Here is a 13,175-nt window from a genome sequence, read left to right as displayed (position 1 = left end):
GCCTTACGGTCACTGCGAGCCTCCCTTCTGCGCAGTTGCTCGGTCTGCGCGGTCGTCGAAACGTAGTTGGTCCGACCAGCAGGGACGCGAGAAGGGAGACGGCTTCAGCTAGTTGCCGACCCTAACAGTCCCCGGGCCGAAAACAGCACCGATACTGACCCGTGCGTCAATCGTAAAGGTTGCGCGAGTGATTCGCTTGCCAGGCAACAGGTATGACGCACAGTCTTTACAATGCTGGTGCTCGTACAGCAAACGAATACCACCGCTCTGAGGTGGCGTTGCCGCACGCCGTCACGATCGATAGCCTCTGCCTGGCAACATGCGTGCTTCTCAGGCGGAAAATTTCTCCAGAAGGTCTGCGGCGGTTCCGATGCTTTCAGCGGGTTTGGTCATTCGCGCCGCGATTTCGCGGGCGCGGGTGGCGTATTGCGGAGAAAGGATCTCCCGCAGGTCAGCGACCAACGATTCGTGCGTGGTTTCCGAAAAGGGCCGAGCGAGACCAACTTTCAACCGCTGGATTTGCCCAGCCCAGATCTTTTGATCACTGAGACTCCAGAGACTCAAGGTGGGAACTCCGGCGCGCAGTCCCGCGGCCGTGGTGCCCGCGCCACTGTGGTGCACCACCGCGCGGCAGGCGGGAAAGACCGCCGCGTAGTTCACCGGGCCGACCACCTTGACGTGGTTAAACCGTTCGGCACCACTGAAGTCGGTTTTGCCGGAGCACACCAGCGCTCGCTCACCCAGCTGGGCGCAGGCATGAGCGATCATGTTGATTGTATTGGCCGGGGATTCGACCGCTGTGCTGCCGAAGCCAAAGCAGATCGGGGGCGTGCCGGCGGCAATCCAGGTCGCGACGTCGTCGTCGGCGTCGGTCGTCATCTCCATCGTCAATGTGCCGACAAACGGCCGTCGGCCATTCGATTTCGCCCATTCGTCGGCCAGCCCGGGAAAGCACACCTCGTCGTAGGCCTGAATCTCCAGTGCACCGCGGGCGGCCATCCGCTGTGGCGCAGGGCTTTTCGCCCTCGGTAGGCCGAGTTCACGGCGTTGTGCGTCCTCGGCCCTTTTCGTCACCCGCCACTGCGTCCAGTCCAGCGCCGCCATGGCGCCGCGCACCAGCGGGGCCGGCAGATTCGGCGCGAGCTGACCGTTGGGTCGCATGGGGAAGTAGTGCATCGTGGCCAAGGGCAAGTCGCGGTATTCGGCGACATTCGCCGCGACGCCCGGGAAGCCCGGGCCGGTGAAGACCAGGTCGGCGCCGTCGGAAACCGATATCAGGGTCGCACCCATCTCCGCCCAGGACTGCACAAGCAGCTCCTGCGCTTCCCGCCACCGCCTTCTCACCTCCGGAAAGTTCCAGAATTTGCCGAGGAAATCGGTGTCCCAGAATCCGTCCTGCTGATCGGGCCCGTAAGCGGCCGCCGTCAGCCCGGCCGACTCGACCAATGGGACCAGATTGGGCGGAACCGCAAGGCGGACCTCGTGACCCCGGCGCTGCAGTTCGCGGCCCAGAGCCGTGCAAGGCTCGACATCGCCGCGGGTTCCGTAGCTGGCCAGGGCGATCTTCACGACGAATCCTTCCGGTGGCCGTGCGAGTGGGCGGCGGCAGAGGTCATTATCTCTAGTGGTTTGATCCGCGGAGGCCATTTGGGCATTGCTGCCGGTCAAGGGTTTAGTCGGGCACCCAGCAGCGTGCACAGGCGAGGTCAGGCTCGGTCGCGAGTTTTGATGCCGATGAATGTGCCCCGCAGATCCGCTTGATAGGAGCCTTCGAGCAAGTTCTCTGCGATGCTCGGTTCGAGATTGTCGTATTGTTCCATCACTACATCGAATCCGACGTCATGGATTGTCTGCAGTAAGTGCTCCCGCTGGATCCAAAAAGATCGGTGGTTGTCCCAGGAGGCCCACTTTGCGGTTTCTCTCTTGCTGAATGACTGGTCATCGGCGAATTCCGTATACCAACGTCCTGGCAGGCCCTCGTTCGTGGTGGGGGACGAGAGCACGAACTTCGTGGCGGCGGACCTTCTCAAGATGCGATCCGCGAACCATCGCACCCGCGTTGACAGACGGAACCGTTTATCGAAATCGCTGATGAGGGAGAAATGCGTCTGTAGGATCAGCAACCTGTTCGTCACGCTCGAGACTGTTTCGAGGAACTCTTTCGGGCGATCCAGGTGGTAGAGAAGGCCGCAGCAGAAGACGGCGTCGAAGGCGCCGTAATTTGCGATGTTCAAAGCGTTGTCCTGGACGAACTCCAACCGTGGTAGGTCGATCTTCGATTTGACATAGTGGCACGCCGCCACATTCGATTCCCGCACCTCGATGCCAAGGACTTGAAAACCCATGCGCGCGAATTCAACAGCGTATCCGCCCTCCAAGCAGCCAACGTCCGCCACGCGGAAGCTGGTTTTGTCTTCTCCTGGAAAGACGGTGTCCAGGACCCCCCGGGCCGATACGAACCACGGGTGGTCCGCGATCGAATTGATGGATTCGGGTTTCGTATAAGTTCCGTCGTCGAGACGGATGTTATGAGCCGTGAATTCGAAGGTCTGCTTCTCCGCCGACATTACGCGTTGATCCCTTTCAGATGATCGCCGTTTCACTGCACTAAACTCCGCGCCGGACGACTTTGGCGTCGCCGGTATGTACCGCTCGCGCATTGGCTCGGTTGATGAAACCGGCCGCCACTTCGTGAGAACATCGCCCAGTTCCACTTCTACCGCATGCTTCGCCGTGCAGGGAGCGCCTCGCCGGGCAGCACTCGATCGACCGCGGTCGGGCACGCTTGATGCTGACGCCTGCCGTCCAGCCAGCCCAGTAGTCGGCACGCTTGTGCGGCATGCACCGCAATATGGTGCCGTTGGCCGGCAGGCTGTTATTGAATGAGACACATGCCGCTCTCGGACACAGGCCAACGTGCTGGCCGCTTCATCCGCCGAATCTGCTTCGTGGGCCCAGGTCAGTGCAACATGTGCGGGAGCCGGATCCGCTTTTTGAGCGTTACGCGCAGACTGGGCGGCGAGCTCGCCAAGTACGGATTCCCGTATTCCCTCGACGAGATGGAGACGATCAATCACCGGAGGTACGTCTGTCCGGTGTGCGGCTCGGTCGACCGGGACCGCCTTTACAAGCTCTACGTCGACCGGTTTCTGCCGCCCGATGGCGAGCGAAAGGTGCTCGAATTTGCGCCGTCGCCACCCCTGTCGGGGTACTTGAAGAGCCGCAACGATTTCCGTTATCGCAGCGCCGATTTGATGATGAGCGGTGTCGATGACGTCGTTGACATCACCGACATGCCAATCTATGCGGACGGCTCGGTCGACTTCTTCATCTGTTCACACGTGCTTGAGCACGTTTCGGATGACGCCCGCGCGCTGAACGAGCTGTACCGAATACTTGCACCGGGTGGTTGCGGCATCATCATGACTCCGGTAGCCCCTGAAGGCAGCTTCGACGAAGATCCGACGGTCACGGACGAGAGCGAGCGGTGGCGCCGGTTCGCCCAAGGCGACCACGTGCGGCTCTACGACCGTCCCACGTTGTGCTCGCGGATTCGCACTAGCGGGTTTGAGGTTTCCGCCCTCGACTCGCAGACGTTCGGTGAAGAGGTTTTCAACCGGCACGCCATAGCTCTCGGGTCGGTGCTGTATATCGTGCGCAAACCGGACTGTGATTCTGGGGCTCAAGGCCGATGATCGCCGACGTCTGAATTCGATTGCCCGTTTTCGAGAGATGCCGCGGCACCGTGAATTCTAGGCGTCTATGTCCTTCTGAGCCTGCGCGACAGGGCTTTAAGGCGCCGCATCGGCGATCTCCAGCGATGTTGCAGTGCCAGCATGGCGGACCGCGGATGGTGCGTGATGGTTTCTAGAAGCGCGGCCTGGGCCTCCGGGCCTGGGATCCTGGCAATCTCGCGCAGGATCCAGTCGGCCCTGCCAGCGATTATTTCTTCACGGTCAGGGTCGTCGGGGAAGATATCCAGCATCGCTTCGAACATCGCCGCATGGCCGCGGCCATGCGAGACCCAGAAGTTTGCGCGGTCCACTTCCGCGCCGTACCAGAAACTTTGAGGGTGGCGACGGTAGACTGCCATAGTATCCGGCAGCATCGCGATGCCGCCGTCTGCCGCGTGGCGGACGTGTAAGTACCAATCCATCGGCATGACGTCGGTCGGAATATCGTCGTAACGAGCCTGACGCCGGTACAGGACAGAGTTCGTTTGAATGAAGTTCCGCCGGATGAGGGTGTCGATGCTCAAGTCGCGGCGCCAGCCAGCCGGCGGAAACTCGGACCCCTTGCGGCCATCGGTCCAAAGCACCTGCACGGGATGGAAACACAACGAGGTCTCGGGATGCTGATCCAGAAAGGCTACTTGCTTGCTGAGCTTCATCGGATCGGTCCAGTAGTCGTCACCCTCGCATATGGCGAGGTACTCGCCCCGAGCGGCCGACAGGGCATCGCTCAGGTTTTCGTGGATGCCGACATTCGTCGATCGCAAGATCGGCCGGAATAGATGTGGATACCGGTTGGCGTAGTCCTGGATGATCGTCGCAGTCCCGTCGGTCGACGCATCGTCAGCGATGACTATCTCAACTGGGAAGTCGGTATCTTGAGCAACGAAGCCGTCAAGGGTGTCGCGGATGAAAGCTTCGTGGTTGTAGCTGATCGACACAACGCTGACTTTGGGCGCGCTCGTCGGCGAAGTATTTGTCAATCTAACTCCCATTCCGTGTACCCGCCACGACGCGTGAGACGTCGGCGGATGCCATGTCGTCATGGACTGGCAGAGATACGATCCGCGAGCAGATGTCTTCCGTGACCGGTAGTTCGGTTGGCGGCAGTCGCGAGTCCGCCATGAAGTACGGCTGCTTGTGTAGCGGTGGGTTGTAGTAATCGCGGGCTTGGATCGAGTAACTCTGCAGACTGCCGAGTACCTTGGCTTTATGTTCCACTGAACTGCAGCAGGCGCTTACAAAGCACAGCGATGAGGCTTCGGCGTTGGGCTGGAATTGCAGGCCGACGCCGCTCAATTCGGCGCGATAGCAGTCGAAGACTTTGCGACGGCTCGCCAGGCGGCGATCAAGCTCGACCAGCTGGCGCAGGCCGATGGCGGCGCTAATCTCTTGCAGCTTGCCGTTAATTCCGAGCTGCGTGCACTCTCGGGCTTCGTTAAACCCAAAGTTTTGAAACCGACGCGTCTGTTCGACAACGTGAGGATCGCGTGAGACCAATGCGCCGCCTTCGCCAACTGCGAATGGCTTGGTTGCATGAAAGGAAAAGATTTCACAGGCCCCGCGTCCGCCGACGCGCCTGCCGTCCGCGTATGCCGAACCGAACCCGGCCGCAGAGTCGATCACGAGCGGCAAGTCCCACTCGGCTGCGAGCTTCTCCCACGAATCAATGTCGGGGTTGCCGACCCCGAAGACATTCGGAAGCAAAATTCCGGCCACCCGATCGCGTCGGGTCTTCAGCACGGCACTCGCGGAGGCAACACTTGGCTGCCAAGTTTCGGCGTCAATGTCGATGAACAAAGGCAAGTATCCGGTCCACTCAGCGGCCTGGGCAACAGCGACGAACGTAAACGAGGGCATTAACAAGTAGCGATCGCGGCCGCCATGGCCCAGCGTGACCTGCAGCGCAGCGATCAAGGCAAGGGTCCCGTTAGCGACCGTCGCCACGTGCAGGTCTGGTCCTAAGTACCGCTCCAAGGCGAGGGTGAACTCTTGCTCTTTTGGGCCAAAGTTTGTGTACCGATTGGCGCGCACTATCTCTGCTAGGTCCTCAGCCACCTCAGCGGGCTCGGGAAAGTTTGGGCGGATGAACGGAATCTCAGAGGACATCGAGCCACCCGTTCCGAGTCTTCACGACCGATGCAGGAACGCCTGCAACGACTGCGTTTGGTGTCATCACATCGGCCAGCACCGTCGCGCCAGCGGCGATTACGACACCCGATGCTATTGACACGTTATTAGAAATGCTTGCCCCCACGCCGACGAACACACCGTCGCCGAGGTGGACATGACCCGAAATGTGTGCGCCAGGGCCAACAGTTACGAATGATCCAAGGCGCACGTCATGGCTGATAGTCGCTCCAATGTTGACCTGACAATGATCACCGACGACTACGTCGACGGTAAGGACCGCGCCAGGCGCGATGACGACGCCGTCACCAATCAGGCACGACGAGTCGATGTAAGCCGCAGTAGAGACGACGGTCAGAAAGCGCTTACCCGGCCACGCGGCGACCAATTCGCGACGCAATGCCGGTGCGCCAACTGCGCCGACGACCGGCAAATCTCTTGCAGCCGATGAGGGGGAGGCGATATCAATTTGATCGGTTGCGTTCAGATCGAGGTGGGTGGCGGAAACGGCCCAAAACACCTCAGTACCGGACGGCAAGTAGGAGGCGACTTCGCGGGCCTGTGCCCCAGCACCGAGGAGGCCGACACGCGTCGGCGTCTTGCCGGCAGCGTGCTCCGTTGCCTGATACACCCCGACATCACCCACTTACGTCGACGGACCACTGTCCCGTCATGATGCAGCCTTTTGCATTGCAATGGGCGGTTTTACATCCCACCGCCATCACCCCGATCGCCGCATCAACTGGTCGCGGAATCGTCTCGCACGCGCGAACTCACTAAAAGGCGCTGCTAGCAATGTTTTCAGTCGTGACGACCGCCGAGGCCCAAAGAGCGTCACCTTGATGAACAGCCCCAGCCATGCAAGCAACCACCAGGAAATCGCTGCGGCGCGGACCAGACGGGTAGACGCCGGATCTATGATCATCCAGGTCAGAATTCGTAGCTGGTCGAGCCAGTGTCGGTGGGCCTTCGTGATATTCGCCGACTCCGTTGCCGCGGTGTGGTGTCGCACCGAGAGTTCCTGGGGCACAAAACAAACCGCCCCCCGCAGCATGAGGCGCAACCAGAAGTCCAAATCGACGGTCTGATAGACGTCGTCGCGTAAGCCGCCGGCATCCAGTGCCAGCTGGCGCCGGAACATCACGCAACTCGGTTCGCCGACCAGATTCGCGCTCGCACCCCAGAGGCCGACCAACTGAAGGACCAGTGACGACCCGCGGTTATGCTCGCGCAGCTTCGCAAAGTAGACATGCAGCTTGCTCGGTGCTTTTCGTCGCTCGCTCCAGGGAAGGTCGTCGGCTTGCACCCGCCGGGGAGCGAAGGTCAGTCCTACGTCGGGGTCGTCGAAACAGCGGGCCAGCGTCCGCAGGGCTCCGGGAAGTAACCAGTCGTCGCCGTGCAGGAACTGGATGTATTCGCCGCGGGCGAGTTCCAGGCACTTATTGTGATTACCGTTCAGGCCGAGCCGAGATTCGTTGCGTACCAGCCGGTCTCCCTCGCGGAGCAGCGACGCGGCAACGCGGGTGCCGTCATCCGCCGACTGGTCATCGACCACGAGGATCTCGAACTCCACGCCGTCCTGATCCAGGACGCTGCGCAGACAGCGCTCGATGGTCGTGCCGTTGTTGTACATCGGCACGCACACCGAGACCAGTGGATTGGCCGGTACCTGGTCCGGGTGAGTCACGCGTTGGCCTCGGCAGCCAACCGGTAGCCGCGCACGGCCACTGGGATGAACACCGCTAGCAGCACGACCGCCCAGATCAAAGTCGTCAGAAGTGGCCACATGATCGGACCGCCGAGTGCCAGGGAGCGCATCGTCTCGATGGGCGGCGAAACCGGCTGTATGCGGATCAAGGGCTGAGCCCAATCCGGGAACAACTTGAGCGGAGTTGCACCGGGATTGACGAACGCCAGTGCAAAAGTGACGCCGAGCACCCAAGTCATCGCGGTTCGGCCATTGTTGCGGATCGCCATCGCCATCACCAGGGCGGTAAACCCCGTCACCACAATTGACGGGATCAGCAGGAAAAGCACTGCCGCAGGCCAACCTTGGAGGAAGCGCAGTCCCATTGCCAGCCCAAGGGCGGTAATCAGGATGGTGCCGATGAAAGCCCGCACTACCTCGGCGATGATCCAGCCGGTGATCGCGCTGGCTCGGTGAATCGGCAGTATCCACATCCGGCTGAGCAGGCGCGACTCGCGGTCCATGGTGATCCCGACGGAGTTGCCCAGAGACCCGAAGAGCCCTGAGATCACCGCGCACATGGGAACGATGCCATAAATGCTGTCGACACCCGTGACCTTCTGCACCTGCTCGCCCAGCACGATTTTGTAGATCAATAGCAGGCACACGGGTAGCAGAAGCGACCCCATCAGCACCGCTTGGTCGCGCCGCCATCGCAACAGGAGTCGGCCGGCCTGCACCCAGCTTTGGGCCAACAGAGATCCCTCTGCCTCGAGGTGATGCGTCACTAGCCGCGCCTCTGCATCCGCACGGTAATTGCGCCGAACACCAGGACCATGCCGAGGCACCACGCAAGGGTGGCCATCAGGTTGCTGAGGATCACGTGACCGGTGGCCAAGCCGCGCAGGGTCTCGGCGAACTGTGACACCGGCTGGTTACGCACGTAGGGGCGCAGCCAGTCCGGAAAGGTCTTTTCGGGGGCGATGCCGGTGGAGAGCATGAACAGCAGCAGCTGGGGGACGAACAAGAGGTGGCTGGCCCCCTGCACGGTCTTGGCGCGCGATCCGAGCGCGTCGGCGCCCAGCGCCACCGCCAGGCACAGCAGCAAGGAGATGAGTAAGAACGCCAGCGCGGGACCCCACCCGCCGCTGATCCGGAAACCGAAGGCATAGCCCGCGATCAGCGCGACCACCAGGGAGAGCACGGCGCGCATCAGGGTAGCTGCGGTGCGCGCGGTCACAGTGGCCACCGCGGCGACGGGCAGCGTTCGCATTCGTTCGCCGAATCCGGACACGTGGTCGCGAGCCGCGCGGTCCGCGGTAAGGAGGCCGACGAAGATCATCGATTGGGCGACCACCGCGGGCAGGAAGTACTGCGTGTAACTGATGTGTCCTGTATCGATCAGGCCGTGCAGCGCCACACTGAACCCCGCCAAATACGCTGCCGGCGAGAGGATCTCGAAGATCATCTCGCCGTCGCGGGCCGCCGACATCAGCGAACGCTCGGTGAGGGCGGACAGGGCGCTCATGACCGGGAGGCGGTCCGCTCGGTCAGGTGCAGGAAGGCCTCGTCGAGGGAGGGCTTGCGTAGCGAGATGTCGGTGAGTTCGAGCCCGAGCGCGTCGACCCGGCGGAACACCTCGACCAGGGTGGCCACCCCATCCGGCGCGAACACCGACACCGAATTGGTGTCGTTGTCGATGTCGACGCCCTCGAGACCGTTCAGCGCCGCCGCGACCTGAGGCAGGTCGGCTGGGTTGGCCGGCGTCACCTGGCAGTAGCTGGTCCCCACCGCCCTCTTGAGCTCCTCGGCGGTGCCGCTGGCGATCACCTTTCCGTGATCGATGACGACGATCGAGTCGCTCAGCACGTCGGCCTCTTCCAGATACTGCGTCGTCAGCAGCACGGTGATGCCCTGCACCGTCAGCGAACTCACCAGGGCCCACACGTCGCGGCGGCTCCGTGGGTCCAGCCCGGTGGTCGGCTCGTCGAGGAAGAGCACCTGCGGCGGCACCACCAGAGCGCTGGCCAGGTCGACGCGGCGGAACATGCCCCCGGAGTAGGTCGACAGCCGCCGGTCTGCGGCGGCGACGAGATCGAACTGCTCGAGCAATTCATCGGCACGAGCCTTCGCCCGCTTGCGGTTCAGCCCGCGCAGCCGGCCGAACAGCACCAGGTTCTCCCGGCCCGTCAGCATGGGGTCCATCCCGGTGAACTGCCCGGCCATCCCGATGCTGGCACGCACCTCGGACGGCTGGCGGATGATGTCGTACCCCGCGACGCTGGCCCGGCCCGAGCTGGGGCGGATCAGCGTGGAAAGGATATTGATCGTGGTGGTCTTGCCGGCGCCGTTATGGCCGAGCACCCCGCACACCGTCCCGGCCGGAACCGAAAAGTCCACGCCATTGAGCGCGATCGTGTTTCGCCCGAATGTCTTTGTGAGGCCTACAACCTCAATCGCAAGTGGACTCACGGCACGAGTATTTCACGGTGCGCAACGGCATGCTGACGGTATCGATAGTTTTGCAGTGGGGGAGTCCCGCGCACTCGAAGCAAATTCATTGGCCTCCAATCCATTTCGCTGCGCTTTTCGCGGAGGGTGTCGACCGCCCCGCTGCCCGGGCAATGAAACGACGAAAAGCACCTAGACGGTAGGCCTGGCGATCGGGATCTCGGCCGTGGGGGCGTCCATGTCGTCGTCGTGGTGGAGCAGGGTGCGTACCGCCGGACGTGTTCCTATGGAGCGCAGCAGCAGACTGGCCGGCCGCGGCCGAACCAATTGCGGCCACCAGAACCAGCGCCCGAGCAGCGCGGCGATGGTAGGCGTCATGAACGAGCGCACGATCAACGTGTCGAACATCAGACCCAGGCCGATGGTGGTTCCGACCTGACCGATGATGCGCAAATCGCTGACCACCATCGAGGCCATAGTGAAGGCGAACACCAGGCCGGCATTCGTCACGACCTTACCGGTGCCGCCCATCGCGCGGATGATGCCGGTGTTTATGCCGCCGGCAAGCTCCTCTTTCATACGGGAGACCAGCAACAAGTTGTAGTCCGATCCGACCGCCAACAAGACGATGACCGACATCGGCAGCACCATCCAGTACAGCTTGATGCCGAAGATGTACTGCCAGATCAGCACCGACAACCCGAATGATGCGCCCAGTGACAGCGTCACCGTCCCTACGATGACCAGGGCCGCCACGAAACTTCGGGTAAGAATCAGCATGATGATGAAAATCAGACACAGCGCACCGATGCCCGCAATAAAGAGGTCGTACGTGGAGCCGTCCCGGAAGTCCTTGAATGTCGACGCCGTCCCCGCGATGTAGATCTTGGAATTTTCCAGCGGCGTGTTCTTGAGGGCTTCTTCCGCCGCCAGCCGGATCTTGTCGATCCGGTTCACGCTTTCCGACGTTGCCGGGTCGCCGCGGTGCGAAATGATGAAGCGAGCGGCCTTTCCGTCCGGCGACAGGAATTGGGCCATGGCGCGCTTGAAATCCGGATTCTCGAAGATATCCGGCGGCAGATAGAACGAGTCGTCATTCTTCGAGGCGTCGAATGCCTCTCCCATGGCAACGGCGTCCTTGTCGTTGCTGTCCATCTGGCCGAGGATCCCGGACATGGTGCTGTGGTTCGTCAGCATCATGTTCCGCATGTCCTCGGACATCGCGATCATCGGCGGATACTGCTCGAGCAGTTGCGGCATCAGCCGGTCCATGTGATCGAGATCCTGGAGCAGGCCCACCATTTTGTCGCTGAGCGTGTCGACGCCGTCGAGAATTTCGAAAATCTGCCGCAACGACCAGCAGATCGGGATGTCGTAGCAGTGCTTTTCCCAGTAAAAATAGCTACGCAGCGGCCGGAAGAAATCCTCGAAGTCCGACATCTTGTCGCGGAGCTCCCAAAGGACGACGGCCATTTCTTTGGTCTTCTGGATCGAATCGTGCGTGATATCGGTCATGCGCTTCTGCAGTTCGTAGATGCGCTTCATGATCGTAATCTGCTTGGCCATCATGTCCGCCTGGACGAGCATGTCGTCCATGCGCGCCCGCATGTACTTGACGTCTTGACTCATCATCGACTGCTGCATGCTGAGCAGGAACGGAATCGACGTGTGCTGGATCGGTGTGCCCTCGGGCCGGGTGATGCCCTGCACACGAGAGATCCCGTGAACTCCGAAGACTCCCTTGGCAAGCCGGTGCAGCACCAAGAAATCCGCCGAGTTCCGCATGTCGTGATCCGATTCGATCATCAGGATCTCGGGCATCATCCGCGACTGGTTGAAGTGACGATCGGCGGCGGCGTAACCGACGTTGGCGGGAACGTTGTCCGGCATGTACAGCCGGTTGTTGTAGCTCGTCTGGTAACCGGGCAAGGTCACCAGACCCACCAGGGCGACCGCGATCGTCGCGCACAGAATGGGGGCTGGCCAGCGCACGATCGCCGTGCCGATGCGCCGCCACCGGCCGAACCCGATCGTGCGCGTCGGATCGAACAACCCGAAGCCACTTCCGACGGTCAGCACCGCCGGCACCAGCGTCAGGGCGATCAGCACCGAAATGAGCATGCCCACCGAGCAAGGCATGCCCATGGTCTGGAAGATCGGCATCCGGGTGAAGCTCAGGCACAACATGGCTCCGGCGATGGTCAAGCCGGAACCCAATACGACGGGAGCGACGCTGCGATAGGTGGTGAAATAGGCCGTCTGCCGATCTTCACCCGCCTGGCGCGCCTCTTGATAGCGGCCGAAGAAGAAGATCGCGTAGTCGGTGCCGGCGGCCATTGCCAGCGCCACCAGTAGGTTGACGGCGAACGTCGACAGTGGCATCCAGTTGTTGTTGGCGATGAAGGCGATGACCCCGCGAGCCGCGAAGACCTCGATCCCGACGGTGACCAGCAACAAAATGACGGTCGTGATCGAGCGGTACACCAGGAGCAACACGATGAAGATGATCAGGGCGCCGATCATGGTCATCTTCAGAATCGATCGGTCACCGGCGAGTTGCATATCGGAGAACAGCGCCGAGGGTCCGGTGACGTAAGCCTTGACCCCGGGAGGCGGTGGCGTTCGTGCGATGGCGTCGCGGACCGAGGCCACGGATTCCTGGCCCAGGGTGGTGCCCTGGTTGCCCGCCAGATTCAACTGCACATAGACGGCCTTGCCGTCCGGGCTCTGGGCGCCCGCCGCGGTGAGGCGATCGCCCCAGAGGTCCTGCACATGCTCGATATGCTTTGTGTCGCTTTTTAATTCACCAACGAGCTTGTCGTAGTAGGCGTGCGCCTTGTCGTCGAGCGGCTGTTGACCCTCCAGGACCAGCATCGCGAAGCTGTCCGAATCGGATTCCTTGAAGTCCCGGCCCATGCGCTGCATGGCCTGGACCGCCGGTGCGTCCTGGGGGGCCAGCGGCACCGAATGCTGTTGGCCCACAATCTCGAGCCGCGGCACCCCGAACGTCACCAGCAGGGTCAGCGCCACCCACCCGATGATGATGAACACCGCAAGGTGACGGATGTACCGCGCGAAGCGCGAAGGCCGGGGTGGGTGCGTGGTCATAAGGCCCTCGCCAGGCGCGCGTAGCAATTGCCCTGTGTCACAGTCTTCCCCACGGTCGCTGTTCCCAT

The 13,175-nt window shown here is 61.9% G+C and carries 11 protein-coding genes; 1 reads left to right on the top strand and 10 read right to left on the bottom strand.

Annotated features, from left to right (window positions below):
* Window positions 1-330: 330 nt before the first annotated feature.
* Both DQP58_RS06890 and DQP58_RS06885 read right to left on the bottom strand, forming a co-directional pair.
* A complete protein-coding gene (locus DQP58_RS06890) occupies window positions 331-1,569 on the bottom strand; it encodes a glycosyltransferase (protein WP_165827810.1) in 1,239 nt (412 codons plus the stop codon).
* 137 nt (window positions 1,570-1,706) lie between these two features.
* A complete protein-coding gene (locus DQP58_RS06885; RefSeq protein ID WP_112707721.1) occupies window positions 1,707-2,567 on the bottom strand; it encodes a class I SAM-dependent methyltransferase in 861 nt (286 codons plus the stop codon).
* Window positions 2,568-2,891: 324 nt separating this feature from the next.
* Between DQP58_RS06885 and DQP58_RS06880 the strand changes: the two genes are divergently transcribed.
* Window positions 2,892-3,695: a class I SAM-dependent methyltransferase gene (locus DQP58_RS06880; protein WP_205869360.1), complete on the top strand. Its 804-nt coding sequence runs from the start codon at window positions 2,892-2,894 to the stop codon at window positions 3,693-3,695.
* Window positions 3,696-3,760: 65 nt separating this feature from the next.
* Here DQP58_RS06880 and DQP58_RS06875 read toward each other — a convergent pair whose 3' ends face one another.
* The 8 genes from DQP58_RS06875 to DQP58_RS06840 form a co-directional block, all read right to left on the bottom strand.
* Window positions 3,761-4,726, bottom strand: a complete 966-nt coding sequence (locus DQP58_RS06875; RefSeq protein WP_112707719.1) for a glycosyltransferase — start codon at window positions 4,724-4,726, stop codon at window positions 3,761-3,763.
* Complete coding sequence (locus DQP58_RS06870; protein ID WP_112707718.1) at window positions 4,716-5,840, bottom strand: DegT/DnrJ/EryC1/StrS family aminotransferase; 1,125 nt, start codon at window positions 5,838-5,840, stop codon at window positions 4,716-4,718. The genes DQP58_RS06875 and DQP58_RS06870 overlap by 11 nt, the downstream gene beginning before the upstream one ends.
* On the bottom strand, window positions 5,830-6,507 hold the full coding sequence (locus DQP58_RS06865; RefSeq protein ID WP_112707717.1) for a hypothetical protein: 678 nt from the start codon (window positions 6,505-6,507) through the stop codon (window positions 5,830-5,832). Before DQP58_RS06865 ends, DQP58_RS06870 begins: the two co-directional genes overlap by 11 nt.
* A 75-nt stretch (window positions 6,508-6,582) precedes the next feature.
* The gene (locus DQP58_RS06860; RefSeq protein WP_276310490.1) at window positions 6,583-7,548 is read right to left on the bottom strand and encodes a glycosyltransferase family 2 protein; all 966 of its coding nucleotides are present in this window, start codon (window positions 7,546-7,548) and stop codon (window positions 6,583-6,585) included.
* Complete coding sequence (locus DQP58_RS06855) at window positions 7,545-8,303, bottom strand: ABC transporter permease (protein WP_240629589.1); 759 nt, start codon at window positions 8,301-8,303, stop codon at window positions 7,545-7,547. The genes DQP58_RS06860 and DQP58_RS06855 overlap by 4 nt, the downstream gene beginning before the upstream one ends.
* A 32-nt stretch (window positions 8,304-8,335) precedes the next feature.
* Entirely contained in the window at window positions 8,336-9,076 is a 741-nt protein-coding gene (locus DQP58_RS06850) for an ABC transporter permease (RefSeq protein WP_112707715.1), read from the bottom strand.
* Entirely contained in the window at window positions 9,073-10,020 is a 948-nt protein-coding gene (locus DQP58_RS06845) for an ATP-binding cassette domain-containing protein (RefSeq protein WP_112707714.1), read from the bottom strand. Before DQP58_RS06845 ends, DQP58_RS06850 begins: the two co-directional genes overlap by 4 nt.
* Window positions 10,021-10,191: 171 nt before the next feature.
* Entirely contained in the window at window positions 10,192-13,107 is a 2,916-nt protein-coding gene (locus DQP58_RS06840; protein ID WP_112707713.1) for an RND family transporter, read from the bottom strand.
* Window positions 13,108-13,175 lie beyond the last annotated feature (68 nt).

The organism is Mycobacterium colombiense (assembly GCF_003284975.1).
Taxonomy (GTDB): domain Bacteria; phylum Actinomycetota; class Actinomycetes; order Mycobacteriales; family Mycobacteriaceae; genus Mycobacterium; species Mycobacterium europaeum_A.
This window is presented reverse-complemented; position numbering and strand designations above follow the sequence as displayed.